This window comes from Enterobacter cloacae complex sp. BZL2005, assembly GCF_049238885.1.
Classification (GTDB): Bacteria; Pseudomonadota; Gammaproteobacteria; order Enterobacterales; family Enterobacteriaceae; genus Enterobacter; species Enterobacter roggenkampii.
Window position 1 is genome coordinate 424231 of the sequence record NZ_JBMKGI010000002.1, and the last position, 20328, is coordinate 444558.

Genomic DNA, 20328 nt, shown 5'->3' on the forward strand with positions numbered 1-20328 from the left:
CCTACAGCCAAATTTGAGAGATTGTTAAGCGCTCCTTAATCGTAATAGAGTAACGGCTTATCGCCGGAGAAACGTTTCTCCGGCCTTCGATAACGAGGAGCAGGCACATCATGTCGGCTATTGATGTTTTATCCGAGACCGAGCTGGAAGTGCGCGACGCCCGTCCCGATGATGTGCATGCCATTGCCGCGATCTATGCCTGGCATGTGCTTCACGGGCGCGCGTCATTTGAAGAAGTCCCCCCGACTATTGACGAAATGCGTCATCGCATGAAAAGCGTGGCGGAGAACGGTTTACCGTGGCTTATCGCGCTATATCGCGGCATTGTGGTGGGCTACTGCTATGCCACCCCTTACCGACCGCGACACGCCTACCGCTATACCCTGGAAGAGTCGATTTACGTGGATGCCAGCATCACCGGGCGCGGTTTTGGCACGGCACTGATGGATGCGCTGATCGCACGCTGCGAGCAAGGGCCGTGGCGGCAGATAATTGCCGTGGTAGGAGATGGCAATAACAATGCCGGCTCGTTACGCCTGCATAAAAAACATGGCTTCGTGATTGTCGGTCAGCTGCGCAGCGTAGGCTACAAGAAAGGCGACTGGCGGGATACGGTGATTATGCAGCGCCCGCTCAACGATGGTGACTGGACGCTGCCGGAATAAACGCAAAACGGTAACCTGGGTTACCGTTTTTAGTGTTTGTAGGCCGGGTAAGGCAAAGCCGCCACCCGGCGCTGACAGACGGCTCAGTCGTTCTGCGCCGTCGCCATCTGCTCCGCTTTTTGCTTTTTATACGTCAATGCCGCGGCCGGGACAGGCTGCACTTTTCCTGTTTCAATCCAGGTCCGCAGGCGGCTCGCGTCGGCGAAGTGCGTGTATTTGCCGAAGGCATCCATCACTACCAGCGCCACCGGCTTACCGTTAAATACGGTGCGCATCACCAGACAGTGTCCGGCCGCGTTGGTAAAGCCGGTTTTCGTTAGCTGAATATTCCAGTTATCCCGGTATACCAGATGGTTAGTATTGCGGAACGGCAGCGTATAGGCCGGGTTCGCAAAGGTCGCCATCTCTTCACGGGTGGTACTGAGCTGACCAATCAGCGGGTACTGTTTGCTGGCAATCAGCAGTTTCGTCAGATCGCGCGCCGTGGAGACGTTGTTGATCGACAGACCCGTCGGTTCAACATAGTGCGTATTGTTCATCCCCAGCGCTTTGGCTTTCGCGTTCATCGCGCGGATAAACGCGTCGTAGCCGCCCGGATAGTGGTGCGCCAGGCTCGCCGCCGCGCGGTTTTCAGACGACATCAGCGCCAGCAGCAGCATATTTTTACGGCTGATCTCACTGTTCAGCCGCACGCGGGAGTAGATCCCTTTCATCTCCGGCGTGTGGCTAATATCCACTTTCAGTTTTTCGTCCAGCGGCAGATGGGCATCAAGCACCACCATCGCGGTCATTAATTTGGTAATTGAGGCGATCGGTCGCACCAGGTCCGGATGGCTGGCGTAAATCACCTTATTGGTGTTGAGATCGACAATCATCGCGCTGCCGGACGCAATTTGCGGCTGAGCAGCAGCGGTGGTCACCGCGGGCGCTTTGGCGACGGCCGGTACGACTGCGGACGCACCCAGCAACAGCGCCAGGCTAAGTAAAGAGACTCGGAATTTCAGCATGGTGAGACTTCTGATAATTATTCACGCACGTTATGACGTACACCGCCTGGGTTGTTAGATAAACACAGGCTGGCCTCGGCATCATAGCCGTCAGCGGGCGTTGTCGCCAGAGGATAATCGTGAACGGATGCTGCATTGCTGGCATTTACGCCAGCAATGCAGTGAACTCAGAAGAGACGGTATCCATAACCCCAAAGAATCACCGTCAGCGCCAGTAATGCCTCCAGCACCAGCACCCCGATGGCGAGCGTTGAGCTCGAGAAGCTCAGCCCCTCTTCTTTATTGATATTCAGGAAGGTAGGAACCCCCAGATACAGCAGATAACCGGTGTAAAAGAGGGCAATGGTACCGATCAGCGCGCACAGCCAGACCAGTGGATAGAGCGCAACAATACCGCTTAAGAACAGCGGGGTCGCGACATACCCGGCAAAGACCATACAGTGCGCCAGCGATGGACGCTGCGGATAGTTACGCGCCATCCAGTGAATCACGCGCCCCATGACCGCCACCCCCGCCAGCATCAGGCCATAAAAGATGATGGCAAGATAGAGTCCGGTAAACCAGGAAAGCTGAACCACGGTGCCGTCACCGAAGTTCCAGCCGATTTGTGTCGTTCCGATAAAAGCGCATATTACCGGCACCGCGGCCATCAGCAGCACGTGGTGCGTGTAATGATGCGAGACCGTTTCGTTCTCACTTTTAATGACATGCATTTCACGATCGGGATGGGAGAAAAGTCCCCAGACATGGTTCATAGCGCCCCCTTGTTGTCGGCCCGTCAGCGATACCTTAAGTATAATGCAGGCTTTAGATTATTTTATGTACAGTGGGAAATTTCCGTTGATTTCCCCGCCGTTGATTCAAGGGGTATATGATTAAACGAGGCACGCAGAGGGAGAAAACCGTTACGTAATGGATATTAACGCACTCATTGAGCAATATGGCTATGCCGCGCTGGTCATCGGCAGCGTGGCAGAAGGTGAAACCATCACGCTGTTAGGGGGCGTCGCCGCGCATCAGGGGTTACTGAAGTTCCCGCTGGTTGTTGCCGCGGTCGCGCTGGGCGGGATGATAGGCGATCAGCTGCTCTACTTTCTGGGGCTGCGCTTTGGGCCCACGCTGCTCAAGCGTTTCGCAAAGCATCAGAAGAAAATCCGCCGCGCTCAGCGGCTCATTCAACGTCATCCCTACCTGTTCGTTATTGGCACGCGCTTTATGTATGGCTTTCGCATTATCGGGCCGATACTGATTGGCGCCAGCCATCTGCCGCCCAAAATTTTTCTGCCGCTCAATATTGTGGGCGCGATTGCCTGGGCGCTGATCTTTACGACGCTCGGTTATGTAGGGGGCGAAGTGATTGCGCCCTGGCTGCATAATCTCGACCAGCACCTGAAGCACTGGGCGTGGCTGATTCTGGTAGTCGTGGCGGTGATTGCGGTGCGACTGTGGCTGAAGCACCGTGAAAAGACGCGGGATGAGGAGTAGCCTGGTTCAGCCTGATGCCCTCACCCACAGGGCTGAGGGTTCCCCAGTAATTTTTTTACCTGAAGCGATGAATACTGCTTCAGGAAAATTAATGGTTTACAGCGACGCCCTGATCCGGCTGTAAATCGCCGAGGCGTTTCCGTAGGGCCGGGGCGAGGCGCAGGGATGCGCCGAGAGGGCGTGGCCTGCAGGGATGCAGGCTCATGCCCGACCCGATAGCCTGAAGGAATAAGCTGAGGGTACCGCGAAGCGGCGATTTACCGCCGGGAGCCCGGGTCGCCAGGGCGGCGGCGATTGAGCCGCCCTGGCACGTTCACAGGTCATGCTGTTACAGAGTAGCAAAGAACATGAAGTGAACGGAATGACCACTACAGCCGTATGTTCCCCCTCACCCCAGCCCTCTCCCTCAAGGGAGAGGGAGAAAGGTTACTACCCCTCCAGCTTAAACTGCGGGTTCGCCAGCATAAAGCCCCCGTCGACGATAAACGATTGCCCTGTTGTATAGCTGGCGTCGCTGTCACACAGCCACGCCACCAGGCTGGCAATCTCTTTCGTGTGGCCCGGCCTTGCCAGCGGGATTTCCGGCATGGAGCCTTCCTTCACTTCGCTGTCGTCCATGTCGTTCATCGGCGTGGCAATCGCACCCGGCGCGACGGCGTTCACCAGAATGTTGTGCTTCACCAGCTCCATCGCCATGGATTTGGTTAAGCCGCCGAGCGCATGTTTTGCCGCCGTGTAGGCACTCGCTTGCGGCAGAGGCGTGTGTTCATGCACCGAGGTGATGTTCACAATCCGTCCCCCTTCCCCCTGCTTCACCATCTGCCTTGCGGCTATCTGTGAACAGAGAAACGCCCCGTCCACGTCGACGGTGAAAATATTCCGCCAGTCGTCAAACGGCATCTCGAGGAACGGCGCTTTGGTCATCGCCCCTGCATTATTGACCAGCACGTCCAGCCGGCCAAAGCGCACAATCAGCGTCTCTATTGCCTCAGCGCCTTCCGGCAGCGTGCTTAGATCAAGATGGACAGCCTCCGCGCGCTGCCCCTGCGCTTCGACTTCACGGCAGGTTTCCAGCGCCCCTTTCTCATCCGAGTGCCAGGTGACGCCAATATCAAACCCGCGCTCAGCCAGCATCAGGGCCGTGGTTTTACCGATCCCGGAATCCGATGCGGTCACAATCGCTACTCTGGTCATACTCACCTCCTGAAAAACTGCAAAGAGGTAAGTATAGTTAATGACCTTTTTTAGCCATGATGATAGCCACCGCCCAGCGCGGAGGTCAGCTGCAGCGTGGCGTCCACATACTGCCCCTTCAGCAGCAATCCTTCGAGGTGCTCTTTAAGGGCCGGTATTCTGGCTTCACTGACCCGGGAGCCCGCAACGATCCCCGCGCTGAAACGCGCCTGCGCCAGCGCCACAACCCGTGCCGCATCTTTTTCAACCTGCTGCTGGTGGCTGTTTTTCGCCATCAGCGTTTCGACTTCACTGGCCGTGTGTGCCACCTGATTGACGGCCTCTACCACCGCTTTGTTGTAGTTGGCTACTGAAAGGTTGTTCTGCGCCTGAGCGATATCCAGCCCGGCGTTAAGCCTGCCGCTGTCGAAAATCGGCAGCGTCAGCCCGGCGGTCACGCCCATCTGCTGCGCGGACGAACGGAACAGATCGCTCAGATGGAGAGCATCCTGCTGTAAGAACGCCATCAGGTTCACGTCAGGATAAAACGCCGCTCGGGCGGCCTCCACTTCGCTCATGGAGGCTTCGATATACCAGTGCGCCTCCTGCAGATCCGGACGGCGTGCCAGCAGTTCATAGCCGAGCGTCGACGGTAGCGAGGCTTCCACCGTTGGCAAGGCGTGCCGCGTCAGCTTCACGGAGGAGGCGTTCGTCAGCGCAACCAGGCGCGCCTCAATGGCTTTCATTTTCCCGTTGACTTCGGCCAGCTGCTCTTCGGTTTTGCTGGCGTTGATATCCGTTTCAACGCCCTCCACGGAGGAGGTGATCCCGTGTTGATACAGCTCGCGATCGGCACCGATAATATTGTCCTGCTCATGTTTAATCTGCGCGAGGACCTCCCCCACGGCGGCCTGCGTTTGCCACTCCCAGTAGAGCCGCGCCACGCTGCTGGCCAGCAGCTGACGGGTCTGCTCCAGCTCCGCTTTTTGCGCATTCACTTTGCCAATCCGGGCTTCGACCTGCGCGCGATTTTTTCCCCACAGATCGAGATCCCAGCCTGCCGTCAGGCCAAAGGTGCCGTTGGTGTACCACGGCCCGGTTGTCCCTGCCGCCGGGTCGGTAATGGCAAAGGGCCCCATCAGCCCCTCGGCGGACATTTTCTGACGTTCGGCATCCGCTGAAAAATCAATCTGCGGACCGTCGGATGCCATAGCAGCTTTGGCCTGGGCTTCCGCAAGCGTAATGCGCTGACGGGCAATCTGCATATCCGGCGCATCGCTTAATGCCTTCGCAATAAGCCCGTTAAGTTCCGGATCGTTATATGCTTTCCACCACTCATTTTTCGGCCAGTCCTGATGATTCAGAACCGTATTCACCGACGCCGCCGTGGTTTGCGTTTTAATGGGAGATACCGTGACATGTTCAGGCGCACAGGCAGCCAGAATAAAAACGAAGGGAGCACTCAGAGATAAAATAAGAGAACGTTTCATGACGCCATAAACTCAAAAAATAAAGGCGCAAATTACGCTCGATTCTCTTTATTTTTTTAGTAATGCGTGGCAATGCGTAAATTGTCATAGATTTAAATATACGGAAAAATATTCACCAGAATTATTATTTAAATTGAATTATGCAAATAAAAAATAATCAACCCGACAGGGTGAACATCCCCTGTCAGGTTGATCGCTTTATTAAACTTTCAGCGAAGCGCCTTTTGTCGCAATAACCTCTTTATACCAGTAGAAGCTTTTCTTACGGCTGCGCGCCAGCGTGCCTTTCCCGCTGTCATCGCGATCGACGTAAATAAAGCCGTAGCGCTTAGAGAGTTCAGCTTTTGATGCGCTCACCAGGTCGATGGGCCCCCAGCTGGTGTAGCCCATCACCTCAACGCCGTCTTCAATGGCTTCCCGCACCTGCACCAGGTGATCGTTGAGATAGCTGATGCGGTAGTCATCCTGCACCGTGCCGTCTGTGTCCGGTTTATCCTTCGCCCCGAGGCCATTTTCCACGATAAACAGCGGCTTCTGATAGCGATCCCAGAGCATGTTTAGCAGAGTACGCAGGCCGATGGGGTCAATCTGCCAGCCCCATTCGGAACTGGCCAGATGCGGGTTTGGCACCATGCTCAGGATGTTGCCGCGCGCCTGCTGGTTGAGGGCTTCATCCGCGGTGACGCAGCCCGTCATGTAGTAGCTGAAGGAGATAAAATCGACGGTAGATTTCAGCGCCTCGCGGTCGGCGTCAGTGACCTCTAGCTGAATGCCGTTGTCGCGGAAGAAGCGCTGCATATAGCCCGGGTAGGCGCCGCGACACTGCACGTCGCCAAAGAATTGCCACGCGCGGTTTTCCTGCAGCGTCTCCAGAACATCTTCCGGCTTGCAGGTCAGCGGATACATCAGGCCGCCCAGCAGCATGTTGCCGATTCTGGCATCCGGGATAATCTCATGGCAGGCCTTCACCGCCAGCGCGCTGGCCACCAGCTGGTGGTGGATCGCCTGGTACACCTCCCCTTTGCTGCTGGTTTCCGGCAGACCGACGCCGGTCATCGGCGCGTGCAGAGACATATTGATCTCGTTGAAGGTCAGCCACAGCTTGACCTTCTCTTTGTAGCGCGCAAACACGGTACGGGCGTAGCGCTCAAAGAAGCCGATAGTCTGACGGCAGCCCCACCCGCCGTACTGCTTCACCAGCCCCCACGGCATTTCATAGTGCGACAGCGTTACCAGCGGGGTAATGTTGTGCGCGGCCAGCTCGTCAAACAACCGGTCGTAAAACGCCAGCCCCGCCTCGTTCGGCTGCTGCTCGTCACCGTTCGGAAAAATGCGGGTCCAGGCAATGGAGACGCGCAGGCAGCTAAAGCCCATCTCGGCGAACAGCTTGATGTCTTCCGGGTAGCGATGATAGAAGTCGATGGCGACATCCTTGATGCCGCTGTCCCCAGGGACGCGCTCAACTACCGGGCCGAAGACACCCTGCGGCTGAACGTCAGAGGTGGACAGCCCTTTCCCCTCCTCCAGATACGCACCCTCTACCTGATTCGCGGCAACCGCGCCGCCCCATAAAAAATCGTCCGGGAAAGTTTTCATCACGTTCTCCTGTTATTGATGACTGACGCTGAGTAACGGCGCACCGGCAATGACGGACGTTGCCGCCACGGTCGCCACCTCGCGATACTCGTCGCTGTTACTGATAATAATCGGGGTCGCCAGGTCGTATCCGGCATCGATAATCGCCTGTCGGTCAAACTCCAGCAGCAGATCGCCGGGCTGCACCTTGTCACCGACCTTCACATGGGCGGTAAACGGCCTGCCGTCGAGCTTCACGGTGTCGATACCCACGTGGATCAACACTTCAACCCCGCTGTTACTGAGCAGGCCGATGGCGTGTTTGGTCTGGAACAGCGAAGCCACCACACCGGCAAATGGGGCAACCACTTTGTTATCGGAGGGAATAATCGCGGCGCCGCTGCCCAGCAGGCCGCTGGCAAACGTGGTATCCGGCACCTGGTCGAGAGCAAGAACGGTACCGGTCATCGGCGATAGCACATCGTTTTCGCCCGCGGAGACCACATTCTCTGGCGCGGTGTTTCCTGGCATACCGGCGAGCAGCGTCAGGCCGCAGCTCAGCACCAGCGCCACCACCGTGCCGATAATGCCTCCCCACAGCGTGGCGTCCACGCCGCCCGGCGGAATCATCTGGGCGATGGTAAAGATATTGGCGAAGCCGAAGGAGTAAACGTGGGTGTCACTGAAGCCGACAATCGCCCCGCCGATAGCGCCAGCCACGCAGCCAAAGATAAACGGACGGCGCAGCGGCAGGTTTACGCCATACACTGCGGGTTCGGTGATACCAAAAATACCTGCCGTCACGGATGAACCGGCCAGCATTTTCTGACGAGCATCGCGGGTACGCAGGAAAATGCCCAGCGCCGCCCCCACCTGGCCAAACACCGCAGGCAAAAGCATGGGCAGCATGGAGTCATGCCCCAGCACCGCCAGGTTGTTGATCATCAGCGGCACCAGCCCCCAGTGCAGGCCAAAAATAACGCAGACCTGCCACAGCGCGCCCATCGCCGCGCCCGCCAGCCACGGTGCCAGAACGTAAATAGTCTGATAGCCGTTCGCCAGCATCTGGCTCAGCCAGGTCGCCAGCGGCCCGATAACGAGGAAAGTCAGCGGCACGGTCACGCCCAGACAGATCAGCGGCGCGAAGAAGTTTTTCATCGAGGAAGGCAGCAGCCTGGTGCTCTGTTTTTCCAGCCAGCAGCTGACCCACGCGGCGAGAATAATCGGGATCACCGACGCGCTGTAGTTGAACCACGTGACGGGGATGCCCAAAAAGGCTTCCGATACCGCCCCCGGCTGCTGGCTGGCGTTAAATGCCGCAATCATCACCGGATGGGTGAGCGCCCCGCCGATCACCATGGTAATAAACGGGTTGCCGCCGAACTTTTTCCCGGCGGTATAGCCCAGCACCAGCGGGAAGAAGAAAAACAGCGCATCGCTGGCGGCAAACCAGATTTTATACGTGCCGCTCTCGGTCGTGAGCCAGCCGCAGACCTCGGCCAGCGCCAGCAGCCCCTTCAGAATACCGGACGCGGCCAGAATGCCGATAAAAGGGGTAAAGATCCCGGAGACGATGTCAATCAGGCGGCCCAGCAGGTTCCCCTTTTCGCCCTTCTCTTCCACGACAGGGGCGTCGTCGGTCAGGCCTGCTTCATTGCGGACAGCCTGCCAGACGTCGTGAACGTGGTTGCCAATCACCACCTGAAACTGGCCGCCGCTTTCGACCACCATGATCACGCCCGGGTTTTTCTTGAGCCCTTCCGCATCCGCCCGTTGATTCTCTTTCAGTTTGAAGCGAAGCCGGGTCGCGCAGTGCACAAGACTGACGATGTTCTCTTTTCCGCCAACGTGGCCGAGAATATCCTTCGCTAAAGCCTGGTATTCCATCTCGATTTCCTTACATCCGATGCCCGCAGGCACCTGTTGACTGAGTACAAAAATAAAAAAACCCGAGAACGACCTTCTGACGAAGGCCGCGCTCAGGTTTTGCCTGCGTGATGCAGTAACAATCCTGTTTTGAGGCTTAACGCCCCTCTTTTCTCACCCGCTCGATATGAATGGCGAGGAACATAATTTCTTCGGTTGTCAGCTCACGCTGGTAGCTTTTGTTCAGGTGCTGCGCAATTTTCTCGGCGCATTTCCACGCCTTCGCGTAGTTGTCTTTGACTGCCGTATGCAGGGAGACATCGTCATCTTCCACCACGGTGCGGGTGAGCATCCGCTGGGCAAAAAACTTCAGGTGGGTGACAAAACGCTGGTAGCTGAGCGACTCTTCGTCATACTCAAGCTGCAGCTGATACTTCACCAGCTGCAGGATCTCCTGCATCACCCGCGTCACGTGCATCACCTCCGGCATTTCGCTGTTCAGCTGCGCGGTAACCAGATGCAGCGCGATAAAACCGGCCTCATCCTCCTCCAGTTCGACGTTAAGGCGTCTGGCGATAATGGCCCGCGCCTCCTGCCCTAATTCGAACTCCTTCGGATACAGCCGTTTAATATCCCACAGCAGCACGTTTTTGATGGCCAACCCGTTCTTCTGCCGCTCAATCGCAAAGTAGCAGTGATCGGTGAGGGTGATATACAAGCTCTCCTGCAGCTTGCCCAGCCGCTGCGCCGCCAGCCCGATGATGCGGTCGCAGGTGGTCATCACCTCCAGCGGAATTTGACTCAGCAGTTCTCCAAGCCGACGCACCAGTTCATCGCTTTGTAACGCAAACACCTTTTCAACCCGCGCGGTATCCAGCGCTTCACCGACGCGCTTCTGAAAGGCCAGCCCACGGCCCATCACCACCTGTTCGCGCCCGCGCTCATCCTGAACAACCACCACGTTATTATTGAGTATCTTGGCGATTTTCATCTGAACCCCAGAAACAAAAAAACCTGACCTCCGGCAGATGCCAGAAAATCAGGTTTTGCCTGCCTAAGCAGTAACAATCCAGTTCTGGCACTCTATCAGTTTCATTCGTAGCCTCAATGCGTCACGCGTCAGAAACGTGACGCGGATCGAACTTGCTACCGTGATATCAGAAGGTCACCACCGTTTTCAGCTCGGTGACCCAGGCATCCTGGGTGCGGCTGACCCCGCCGGGATGGTGCCAGTACTGAATGCCAGGCTGCAGTTCAAGCCATGACACCGGACGAAAGCGGTAGTAAAACTCGCCGTTCAGGGAATGGCCCGGCACGGGGTGCCAGGCCGGATTGTTGTAGTCGCTCACGCCGCTCAGGCTGTTCAGGTAACGCTGGTTGCGGGCGTACTGGCTACTCATATCAATCCAGGTTAAGCCAAAGCCAATCCAGTCTTCCGGTCGGGCATCAAACAGTCCGCGGTAGCGCAGCGAGGCGGCATAAACCTGATGCATGTAGTTAGTGCTCTGATCCGCAAGGCTCATGCTGAACGAGGTGCTCAACCCGCGATTCGGGTCATCCTGATGCTGCGTAAGCTGCTGGTTCAGCCCGGCGTACATGAACCAGGTCCGGCTGTGGGTATCGAATCCGTCCGGGTCCGTCGCGCCCGCCCCGCCGGATTTGCCGCGATAGAGATCGGTTTGCGGCGCGTTGGTAAACACCACGCCCAGGTTGTACGCGCCCGGCAGGCCGTTAATCAGCGGACGCGCTTCGATTTCAACCGGCAGTAAGATCCCTTTGCTGCCCTTCGTCGACCAGCTCCAGGCATGGCTGCGGCTGGCGGCCTGCGGATTCTGCTCCATCACACCGCCTTTTAAGGTCAGCGTCGGCGTGAGTTTATAGGCAAGCGTGGTTCCCCAGGTGTGGACGTTCCAGTTGTTCCAGGTCAGCGAGTTGGCTGACTTTCCGCCGCACTGGGACAGCAGCTGGAAATCACAGGGGATAATTTGATCGAAGGTCTGCACCTTGTTCATCATCCCGATGCGCCAGGTCAGACGCCGGTCGTCAAAGCTGCGGGCAAAGGTCAGCCAGCCCAGACGGGTAATCGACTGCCCTCCCCAGCTCTCCTGGGTCAGATCGTTGAAGTTGACGCGCGGGTCCTGCACGCGTTTGGTGGTGAGATCGTCATTGTGGTTGCGGTTGACGATGTTCCCCTCGATACGCGCGTCCGGGATACCGGTCCAGCGCTCCAGATCCTGGTTGAAGGTCAGCGCGAACTGGTCAATATAGGCCACGTGGGAGTCGTGGTTATATCCGCCTCCGCCGTTCCAGCCAATTTCATTCAGGTATCCGAGGTTATAGGTAAAACCGTTATCGTTAAGGATTTTACGTATGCCGAGCATTTCGCCCAGCACAGGCTCCGGCGGAGCTTCAAACCCTAATACCGTACCGTTCCAGTCTTGCGCCATCGACAGCGGGGATATCGCCAATAAGGCGAACGCATAGAGTTTATTTTTATATGCCATGATAACAACCTGTGATTGAGTATTGAGTGCGTAACCGGCCGCAGGAAATTTTTCTATTTCCTGTCGCTATTTCTTTTTTTAAGAATCATTAAAAAGCGCTAAGCCAAATATCTCTCCTGCGTAAATGACAGGCAAAAAAAAACCTAAGCGCCCCACAGCGAAAATGCTGTGGAACGCTTAGGTTTTGCCTGTTAACCAGTCACAATCCTGCGTTGAAAACAGTGGCACCTTAACACCGTCGCGCCACGTTGAAAACCTGAACTGTTTTCTGTTTTAAAAAAGTGTGAGCAATTTAACGCTTATTATTTGGACTGAATCACCCGGGCAATATCAGCCGACGTCTGTAAAGTACGAATCTCCTGAAATAATTCCAGCGCTTCCTCGTACTCTTTGCGTAAATAACTCAGCCACTGCTTAATACGCGCGACGTGATACAAACCGGTGTCGCCCTGCTTTTCCAGACGGCTGTATTTTTGCAGCAGCGTGACGACATCTGCCCAGGGCATACGCGGTTCGTTATATTTCACCACCCGGCTGAGGTTGGGCACATTCAGCGCGCCGCGGCCGATCATTACCGCATCGCAGCCGGTGGCCTGCAGACAGGCCTGCGCGCTCTCGTAGTCCCATATTTCGCCGTTGGCGATCACCGGAATGGAGAGGCGTTTGCGGATCTCACCGATCGCCTGCCAGTTTATGCGATCGGCTTTGTAGCCATCTTCTTTAGTGCGGCCATGCACCACCAGCTCGGTGGCCCCGGCCTGCTGCACCGCATCGGCGATCTCAAACTGTCGGGCATCGCTGTCCCACCCCAGGCGCACCTTTACCGTCACCGGCAAATGCGCGGGCACGGCCTCGCGCATGGCTTTCGCGCCGCGGTAAATCAGCTCAGGATCTTTCAGCAACGTCGCCCCGCCGCCGCTGCCGTTCACCAGCTTCGACGGACAGCCGCAGTTGAGATCCACCCCGTAAGAGCCCAGCTCAACCGCGCGGGCGGCGTTTTCCGCCAGCCATTCCGGATACTGGCCGAGGAGCTGAATCCGCACCAGCGTGCCGGAAGAGGTCCGGCTCTGGTTGTGCAGCTCGGGGCACAGGCGGAAGAAGGATTTTACCGGCAACAGCATATCGACCACGCGAAGAAATTCCGTCACGCAGAGATCGTAATCGTTCACCTCGGTCAGAAGCTCGCGCACGAGGGAGTCGAGCACGCCTTCCATTGGGGCCAGTAAAACACGCATAGCAGTACCTGTGAAAAAAGACGCGCTATAGTAGCCGCTCTCTATATCGCTGGGAAGCGCTTCTGTTCAGGCAGAAAGTCACCCGGCGTTGCCCCAACAATGGCGCGAAACGCCGCCGCAAATGCCGCCGGGCCGGAAAACCCCAGCATCCAGGCCACCTGCTTAACCGGGTATCCGTTGGCGAGAAGATCCAGCGAGGCACAAATCCTTGCGCGCTGTCGCCAGGCCCGGAAGCTAAAGCCGGTATCGTTGATAAACGCACGTGAAAATGTGCGTTCAGACATCGCGGCCCGTTCCGCCAGCCTTTCCAGAGAGAGATCCCAGAGATTGTTGGCAATGATGTCACAGGCCACGCGATGTAAGCGCTCATCCACGGGCATCGGCAGTTCGGCAGAAATCTGCTGCGTCTCGCTGAGGATGTCGAGCAGCAAAACGGCCATGCTGCGCTGGCTTGCCGGCCGGTATTCCGCGCTGAACAGCCCGGCAATCAGCTCTTTGAACAACGCTGTGGCCATAATCACGTGAACCTCGTCTTTCCGCTTAAAAGGTTCGCATTGCGAAATCAGTGCCGGGCTAAACCAGACCGCGCGAAGCTCCGTTGCGGATAACACGCTGTAGGTATGCTCCTGAAAGGGAGGGATCCACAGCGCGCGCTGCGGCGGTATGACCCAGCGTTTGCTGCCGGTTTCGACCAGCATGACTCCTTTGATGGCAAACAAAAGTTGTCCCTGCGAATGCTGGTGAGGCGGATCGACTTCGCCGCGCGTATAGCGAATTGCCCCTCTTGACCATCCGATAGCATCGTCGTGAATTGGCGTTTTATCGATAACGGTTGGCATTTCACATTCCCCCCTTCCTCTTATGATGCTGCTTGTACACGTAACCAGAGAGAGACGCAATGCACATCCATTTTATTATTCATGAACATTTCGAGGCGCCAGGCGCCTATGAAATCTGGGGGAAAAGTCGCGGCTGCAGTCTGAGCTACACCAGAGTGTATCAGGGCGAACCGTTACCTGAGGAACTGGGGCACACAGACCTGCTTATCATCATGGGAGGCCCGCAGTCCCCCGCCACCACGCGTGAGGAATGCCCCTGGTTTGATGCGCAGGCGGAAAAGGCACTCATCAGCCGCGCGATAGAGGAAGGTAAAACGGTGATAGGCGTTTGTCTGGGCTCACAGCTTATCGGCGAAGCGCTGGGCGCCGCGTTTTGCCACAGCCCGGAAAAAGAGATCGGCAAATTTCCCGTCAGGCTCACAGATGTAGGCAAGGCGAACCCGCTGTTTGAAGACTTTGGCAGCGTGCTGAACGTCGGTCACTGGCATAACGACATGCCTGGGTTGACGCCGCAGGCTAAGGTTCTGGCTTACAGCGAGGGCTGTCCCCGCCAGATCGTGCAATACAGCGAACGGGTTTACGGTTTCCAGTGCCATATGGAGCTAACGCCGGAGGTGGTAGAGTTGCTGATTGAGCATTCGCAGAATGACCTTCGCCGCGCGGGTGAATTCCGTTTTGTCGAAACGGCGGAAAAACTCCGCTCGCATGATTATCGCGAAATGAACCAGGTGCTGTTTTCTTTTCTCGATAAGCTGACCGCCTGACGCTGATGCCTTCTCTGGCGCGTTACTTCGCCAGCGCAACCCCTTTCCTCTAAACTGTAGCCTGCACCAGTAAGGTGATACCGGACGTTCCATTCCGGAATGTCTGGTATGCTCAAAATTCATGATGTGATCCGTGGCACATTTTTAGGTTTAATTGTATGATGAATGCGTTTCAGCAAGGACTATCACCATGAGCAAATCATTGAACATTATCTGGCAATATCTGCGCGCATTCGTCCTGATTTATGCCTGCCTGTATGCCGGGATTTTCATCGCGTCGCTGCTGCCCATCACCATTCCCGGCAGCATTATCGGCATGCTGATCCTCTTCGTGTTGCTGGCGCTGCAAATCCTGCCTGCAAAGTGGGTCAATCCCGGCTGCTTCGTCCTCATTCGCTATATGGCGCTGCTTTTCGTGCCTATCGGCGTCGGGGTCATGCAGTATTTTGATTTGCTCAAAGCCCAGTTCGGCCCGATTGTTGTTTCCTGCGCGGTGAGTACGCTGGTGGTTTTCCTGGTGGTGAGCTGGAGTTCACATCTGGTGCATGGCGAACGTAACGTGATTGGGGAGAAAACAAAAAAATGATGGACAATATCTGGTGGTCCCTGCCGCTGACCCTGGCAGTGTTCTTCGCCGCACGTAAGCTTGCCGCGCGTTTCAAAATGCCCTTGCTGAACCCCCTGCTGGTGGCGATGGTGGTGATTATTCCGTTCCTGCTGCTCACCGGCATTCCTTACGAACGCTACTTTGCCGGCAGCAAAATCTTAAACGACCTGCTGCAACCCGCCGTCGTGGCGCTGGCGTTTCCTTTATATGAGCAGCTGCACCAGATCCGCGCCCGCTGGAAATCCATCATTACCATCTGTTTTGTGGGCAGCCTGGTGGCAATGATCACCGGCACGTCGGTGGCGCTGCTGATGGGTGCTTCCCCACAGATTGCGGCGTCAATCCTGCCTAAATCGGTGACCACGCCTATCGCGATGGCGGTTGGGGGCAGCCTCGGCGGCATTCCGGCCATCAGCGCGATGTGCGTCATTTTCGTCGGTATTCTCGGCGCGGTGTTTGGCCACACCCTGCTGAACGCGATGCGTATTCATACTAAGGCGGCACGGGGGCTCTCGATGGGCACCGCCTCGCACGCGCTGGGTACTGCCCGCTGCGCGGAGCTGGATTATCAGGAAGGGGCGTTTAGCTCCCTGGCGCTGGTGATCTGCGGGATTATTACCTCCCTGCTGGCCCCGTTCATTTTCCCGCTGATTCTGGCAGTGATGGGCTAAAATTTGCGATGCGTCGCGCAAATTTCATTTTGATTTCATAAGTTGCATACATAATGAGAAGTGGATCACATATAAAGCCCTGACGGCTCCGTAAACTACCGATCCATTAACCTTTATGAGGCAAACGCCATGCACCCACGTTTTCAAGCTGCTTTCGCCCAGCTTGCAGAGAATTTGCAGTCAGCCCTTGCTCCCGTTCTGGCAGATGCGCACTTCCCCGCCCTGCTGACCGCGGAGCAGGTCACGATGCTGAAACAGGCAACGGGACTGGACGAAGACGCGCTGGCTTTCGCACTGCTTCCTCTGGCTGCCGCCTGCGCGCGGGCCGATCTCTCCCACTTCAACGTCGGGGCCATTGCGCGCGGCGTCAGCGGCACCTGGTACTTCGGCGGCAACATGGAGTTCCTGGGCGCAACCATGCAGCAAACCGTTCACGCCGAGCAGAGCGCCATCAGCCACGCCTGGCTGCGCGGTGAAAAAGCGCTGAGCGCCATTACCGTGAACTACACCCCCTGCGGCCACTGCCGTCAGTTTATGAACGAGCTGAACAGCGGGCTGCAGCTGCGCATCAACCTGCCGGGCCGCGCGCCGCACACGCTGGCGGATTACCTGCCTGATGCGTTTGGCCCGAAAGATCTGGAGATCAAAACCCTGCTGATGGACGAGCAGGACCACGGTTTCGCCCTGTCCGGCGATGACCTGAGCCAGGCGGCGATTACCGCCGCCAACAAGAGCCACACGCCGTACAGCAGGTCCCCGAGCGGCGTGGCGCTGCAGTGTCGCGATGGCCGAATCTTCACCGGCAGCTATGCAGAAAACGCCGCGTTTAACCCAACGCTGCCGCCGCTGCAGGGCGCACTCAACCTGCTGAGCCTGAACGGCTATGATTATCCTGACATTCAGCGCGCCATTCTGGCAGAAATTGCTGATGCGCAGCTGATTCAGTGGGATGCCACTGCCGCAACGCTTAAAGCGCTGGGCTGTACAACGATTGACCGCGTACTGCTGGCGTAACCCTTCCGGCGGGCAGAAATGCCCGCCAGTTTGTTGAAAAACCCCTCAGTTGAGTCGCTGTTTCTTGCGCTAACCAGGCGGGTAAAGTAGCCTGAGTTAAATTTCACCTTCGGTACGAGCCATCTGCATGTTAAAGCGCGTTTTTTACAGCCTGTCTGTCCTGGTCGGCATACTGCTGTTGATCGTGCTCGGCCTCGACCGCTGGATGAGCTGGAAAACCGCCCCCTATATCTTTGACGACCTGCAGGACCTGCCCTATCGTCAGGTTGGCGTGGTGCTCGGCACCGCCAAGTACTACCGCACCGGCGTCATCAACCAGTATTACCGTTACCGCATTCAGGGCGCACTGAACGCCTACAACAGCGGCAAGGTGAACTACCTGCTGCTGAGCGGCGATAATGCTCTGCAAAGCTATAACGAGCCGGTGACGATGCGTAAGGACCTGATTGCCGCGGGCGTGGATCCTGCCGATATCGTGCTCGACTACGCGGGCTTCCGCACCCTGGACTCCATCGTCCGTACGCGCAAGGTCTTCGACACCAACGACTTCATCATCATCACCCAGCGCTTCCACTGCGAGCGCGCGCTGTTTATCGCCCTGCACATGGGCATTCAGGCGCAGTGCTACGCGGTGCCGTCGCCAAAAGATATGCTGAGCGTGCGCGTCCGCGAGTTCGGCGCCCGCTTTGGTGCCCTGGCCGATCTGTATATCTTTAAGCGCGAACCGCGCTTTTTAGGCCCGCTGGTGCCGATTCCGGCGATGCATGAAGTGCCGGAAGACGCGCAGGGTTATCCGGCCGTCACGCCCGAGCAGCTGCTGGATATGCAGAAAAAAGAGAAATAACAGAGCCGCCTTTATACTTTCTTTACGCCGGGCCTGACGCTTTTTATCTCCCCTTTACGTCGGCTCTTTTAAGCTGAGTTCACTGCCGCTACGGCTTCATTGAAGAATGACTATGAACTCGATAATGAATGCGTTTTTCCTCAAAAGTCTCCGCCCGTACTTTAACTTTCCCGGCTTATCACTCCCTGGCGCACTTAATTCTGGCCTCTGGCTGGATGAAAAAATTGACGCCCTGCAGCACAACGTTGCCGTGGAAGTGGCCGATTATCTGGAACGTTACCCGCAGACGAAACATGTAGACGTTTACCTGAACGATATTAACGGCACGATGCGCGGCAAGCGCCTCTCGGTAGAGAGCATGCTGAGCCTGGAAAAAGGCTGTTATTTTCCGCTTTCCGTCTACTCAATGGATCAGAAGGGAAACATCGCCGCCCCGCTTTATGATGAACCCGACCGGCTGTGCGTCCCTGTCGCCGGCTCTTTGCGTCCCTGTCCGCAGGATCCGGAGCACACGGCGCAGATCCTGCTGACGATGAAAGACAGCGACGGTAACCCCTGCCCGCTTGAGCCGCGCGCGATACTGCAGAACGTCGTGGCCCGCTTCCACCAGCACGGCCTTTTCCCGGTCATTGCCCCGGAAATTGAGTTTTACCTGACGGGACAGGGCGAACGCGATCCGCAAAATCAGGGCTGTTTTCATATGGATACCTCGTCGGCGCATGCGGCGCTGTTTGACGAGCTGGAACAGCTGGCGCACCTGCAGCGCATCCCGCTGTCAGGGGTCGTAGCGGAAGCCGAGTCCGGACAGTACGAATTAAACCTGAAGCACAGCCAGCGCGTCGTTGAGGTCTGTGATAACGTGCTGGCCCTGCGCCGCCTGACCCGCTATGTCGCTGAAAAGCACGGTCTTCAGGCCAACTTTATGGCTAAGCCTTTCAGCCAGCTCTCCGGCAGCGGTTTGCACATCCATTTCAGCCTGAACGATAGCCGTGGCGAAAACGTTTTTGCCTCGCCGATGAACGCGCTGAGCAGCATGATGCGTTTGTGCATCGCGGGCCAGCTGGCGCTGATGCCCGCCTCCGTCGCCATTCTTGCGCCGGGGGTCAACGCGTTTCGTCGCCTGCGTAAAAACCTGACGGAACCCGTCTTTAACTCCTGGGGCTATAACACCCGCTCCGCCGCCTTGCGTATTCCCTGCTCGGATGAGAGCAACCGTCGCATTGAGTACCGGCTGGCCGGGGCCGATGCGAATCCGTATCTGGTGGCGGCCACTATCCTGACTGGCATGCTGTACGGGCTGGAACATATCGACGAGGGGGATCTCCCTGAGCCGCAGCATGACCAACCCGAACTACCGCTGTTCCAGCAGGAGGCGATTGAGGCCTTTGCCCGCTGTCAGTATCTCACCGACAGCCTGGGCGACGCCTTTTCCGAACAGTGGGTCGCCTGCAAGCTTTCTGAACTCGACTGGTTTGAGCGGATTGTGACGCAGGAGGAGTCCCATCTGGCATAGGGCATAAAAAAAAGCCCGCTCGGTGAGCGGGCCGGGTATGGCGAGAAACGATTACTTCTTACGGGCGTACTTCAGTGAATCCAGCGCAACCGCGAAGATAATGATGGCGCCCTTGATGATGTACTGCCAGTACGGGTTCACGCCGATATAGGTCAACCCGTAGTTGATGACGGTGAAGATGATCACACCGGTCACCACGCCGAGTACGGTACCCACGCCGCCGCTGAAGGAGACGCCGCCGACCACGCAGGCTGCAATCGCATCCAGTTCGTACATAAAGCCAAGGTTGTTCGTTGCAGAGCCGATGCGGCCCGCTTCCAGCATCCCGCCGAAGGCGTAGAACACGCCGGACAGGGCATAGATGATGAGCAGGTTCAGGGCGACGTTTACGCCGGACACTTTCGCCGCTTCCGGGTTACCGCCGATAGCGAAGATGTTTTTGCCAAAGCGCGTTTTGTTCCACAGGATCCAGACGAAGGCGACCGCAATCAGCGCATAGAAGGTGATGTACGACAGGCGGAAGCTGCCCAGCGCGATAAACCCTTGCGTAAAGGTCGAGAAGCCGCTGTCAAAGCCCGAGATGGGCGAAGCACCGACGAAGTCGTAGTACAGGGAGTTGATACCGTAAACGATGATCATCGTGCCCAGGGTGGTGATAAATGGCGTCACGTTCAGGTAGGCGATGATAATACCGTTGATCAGACCAATCACCGCACCAATGGCGCAGACAATCAGGATCACCACGAAAATCGGCATGGTGGCCATTTCCGGGAAGACCTTGTTGGCGTTTTCCATCGACTGCAGCAGGGTTGCCGCGATAACCGCCGCCAGACCTACCTGACGACCGGCAGAAAGGTCCGTCCCCTGGGTCACGATCAGGCCCGCCACGCCCAGCGCAATGATAATACGCACGGAGGACTGGGTCAGAATGTTACTCAGGTTCAGCAGGCTTAAGAACGTAGGGTCCTGGAAAATGATGATTGCCAGCAAGACTAAAAGAACAACGTAAATACCGCCTTCTTTCAGGTAAGTGAGAAAACTTTTTTTATTTAACGCACTCATGAGGAGCCCCTGAT

The 20328-nt window shown here is 56.9% G+C and carries 18 protein-coding genes and 1 pseudogene; 8 read left to right on the top strand and 11 right to left on the bottom strand.

Going from position 1 to position 20328, the window contains the following annotated elements; all coding sequences use genetic code 11:
• The first annotated feature begins 110 nt into the window (after positions 1 to 110).
• Positions 111 to 665, top strand: coding sequence for a GNAT family N-acetyltransferase (locus ACOTXI_RS06495; RefSeq protein WP_058654887.1), 555 nt, complete (start codon positions 111 to 113; stop codon positions 663 to 665).
• A gap of 83 nt (positions 666 to 748) precedes the next feature.
• Here the strand turns inward: ACOTXI_RS06495 and pbpG are convergent, their stop codons facing one another.
• Entirely contained in the window at positions 749 to 1672 is a 924-nt protein-coding gene (pbpG, locus tag ACOTXI_RS06500; protein ID WP_058654885.1) for a D-alanyl-D-alanine endopeptidase, read from the bottom strand.
• A gap of 167 nt (positions 1673 to 1839) precedes the next feature.
• On the bottom strand, positions 1840 to 2427 hold the full coding sequence (locus ACOTXI_RS06505; protein WP_008500904.1) for a Yip1 family protein: 588 nt from the start codon (positions 2425 to 2427) through the stop codon (positions 1840 to 1842).
• 157 nt (positions 2428 to 2584) lie between these two features.
• Here ACOTXI_RS06505 and ACOTXI_RS06510 point away from each other — a divergent pair, with 157 nt between their 5' ends.
• On the top strand, positions 2585 to 3157 hold the full coding sequence (locus ACOTXI_RS06510) for a DedA family protein (RefSeq protein WP_008500905.1): 573 nt from the start codon (positions 2585 to 2587) through the stop codon (positions 3155 to 3157).
• A gap of 429 nt (positions 3158 to 3586) precedes the next feature.
• Here the strand turns inward: ACOTXI_RS06510 and ACOTXI_RS06515 are convergent, their stop codons facing one another.
• The 8 genes and pseudogenes from ACOTXI_RS06515 to ACOTXI_RS06550 form a co-directional block, all read right to left on the bottom strand.
• The gene (locus ACOTXI_RS06515; RefSeq protein WP_072205931.1) at positions 3587 to 4351 is read right to left on the bottom strand and encodes an SDR family oxidoreductase; all 765 of its coding nucleotides are present in this window, start codon (positions 4349 to 4351) and stop codon (positions 3587 to 3589) included.
• 50 nt (positions 4352 to 4401) lie between these two features.
• Complete coding sequence (gene mdtQ / locus ACOTXI_RS06520; RefSeq protein ID WP_058654883.1) at positions 4402 to 5820, bottom strand: multidrug resistance outer membrane protein MdtQ; 1419 nt, start codon at positions 5818 to 5820, stop codon at positions 4402 to 4404.
• Positions 5821 to 6021: 201 nt separating this feature from the next.
• Entirely contained in the window at positions 6022 to 7416 is a 1395-nt protein-coding gene (locus tag ACOTXI_RS06525) for a glycoside hydrolase family 1 protein (RefSeq protein ID WP_058654882.1), read from the bottom strand.
• Between the two features lie 12 nt (positions 7417 to 7428).
• Positions 7429 to 9394 (bottom strand): annotated as a pseudogene (gene bglF, locus ACOTXI_RS06530) (PTS beta-glucoside transporter subunit IIABC).
• A gap of 24 nt (positions 9395 to 9418) precedes the next feature.
• The gene (gene licT / locus ACOTXI_RS06535) at positions 9419 to 10252 is read right to left on the bottom strand and encodes a BglG family transcription antiterminator LicT (RefSeq protein ID WP_023293816.1); all 834 of its coding nucleotides are present in this window, start codon (positions 10250 to 10252) and stop codon (positions 9419 to 9421) included.
• Between the two features lie 166 nt (positions 10253 to 10418).
• Positions 10419 to 11708, bottom strand: a complete 1290-nt coding sequence (locus ACOTXI_RS06540) for a carbohydrate porin (RefSeq protein ID WP_369878960.1) — start codon at positions 11706 to 11708, stop codon at positions 10419 to 10421.
• Positions 11709 to 12067: 359 nt separating this feature from the next.
• On the bottom strand, positions 12068 to 13000 hold the full coding sequence (gene dusC / locus ACOTXI_RS06545) for a tRNA dihydrouridine(16) synthase DusC (protein WP_008500912.1): 933 nt from the start codon (positions 12998 to 13000) through the stop codon (positions 12068 to 12070).
• Between the two features lie 41 nt (positions 13001 to 13041).
• A complete protein-coding gene (locus tag ACOTXI_RS06550; RefSeq protein ID WP_045259735.1) occupies positions 13042 to 13839 on the bottom strand; it encodes an AraC family transcriptional regulator in 798 nt (265 codons plus the stop codon).
• Between the two features lie 59 nt (positions 13840 to 13898).
• Between ACOTXI_RS06550 and ACOTXI_RS06555 the strand changes: the two genes are divergently transcribed.
• The 6 genes from ACOTXI_RS06555 to ACOTXI_RS06580 all read left to right on the top strand — a co-directional run bounded on the left by ACOTXI_RS06555 (position 13899) and on the right by ACOTXI_RS06580 (position 19252).
• Positions 13899 to 14603 (top strand): type 1 glutamine amidotransferase, encoded by a 705-nt coding sequence (locus tag ACOTXI_RS06555; RefSeq protein WP_058654879.1) that lies wholly within the window; start codon positions 13899 to 13901, stop codon positions 14601 to 14603.
• A 190-nt stretch (positions 14604 to 14793) separates the two neighbouring features.
• Positions 14794 to 15189, top strand: coding sequence for a CidA/LrgA family protein (locus tag ACOTXI_RS06560; RefSeq protein ID WP_014884558.1), 396 nt, complete (start codon positions 14794 to 14796; stop codon positions 15187 to 15189).
• Positions 15186 to 15881 (top strand): CidB/LrgB family autolysis modulator, encoded by a 696-nt coding sequence (locus ACOTXI_RS06565; protein WP_008500916.1) that lies wholly within the window; start codon positions 15186 to 15188, stop codon positions 15879 to 15881. The genes ACOTXI_RS06560 and ACOTXI_RS06565 overlap by 4 nt, the downstream gene beginning before the upstream one ends.
• 129 nt (positions 15882 to 16010) lie before the next feature.
• Entirely contained in the window at positions 16011 to 16895 is an 885-nt protein-coding gene (cdd, locus tag ACOTXI_RS06570) for a cytidine deaminase (RefSeq protein ID WP_058654876.1), read from the top strand.
• 127 nt (positions 16896 to 17022) lie between these two features.
• Entirely contained in the window at positions 17023 to 17739 is a 717-nt protein-coding gene (gene sanA / locus ACOTXI_RS06575) for an outer membrane permeability protein SanA (protein WP_008500918.1), read from the top strand.
• 124 nt (positions 17740 to 17863) lie between these two features.
• Positions 17864 to 19252, top strand: coding sequence for a glutamine synthetase family protein (locus tag ACOTXI_RS06580; RefSeq protein WP_058654907.1), 1389 nt, complete (start codon positions 17864 to 17866; stop codon positions 19250 to 19252).
• A 51-nt stretch (positions 19253 to 19303) separates the two neighbouring features.
• Here ACOTXI_RS06580 and mglC read toward each other — a convergent pair whose 3' ends face one another.
• The gene (gene mglC, locus ACOTXI_RS06585) at positions 19304 to 20314 is read right to left on the bottom strand and encodes a galactose/methyl galactoside ABC transporter permease MglC (RefSeq protein ID WP_008500921.1); all 1011 of its coding nucleotides are present in this window, start codon (positions 20312 to 20314) and stop codon (positions 19304 to 19306) included.
• Positions 20315 to 20328 lie beyond the last annotated feature (14 nt).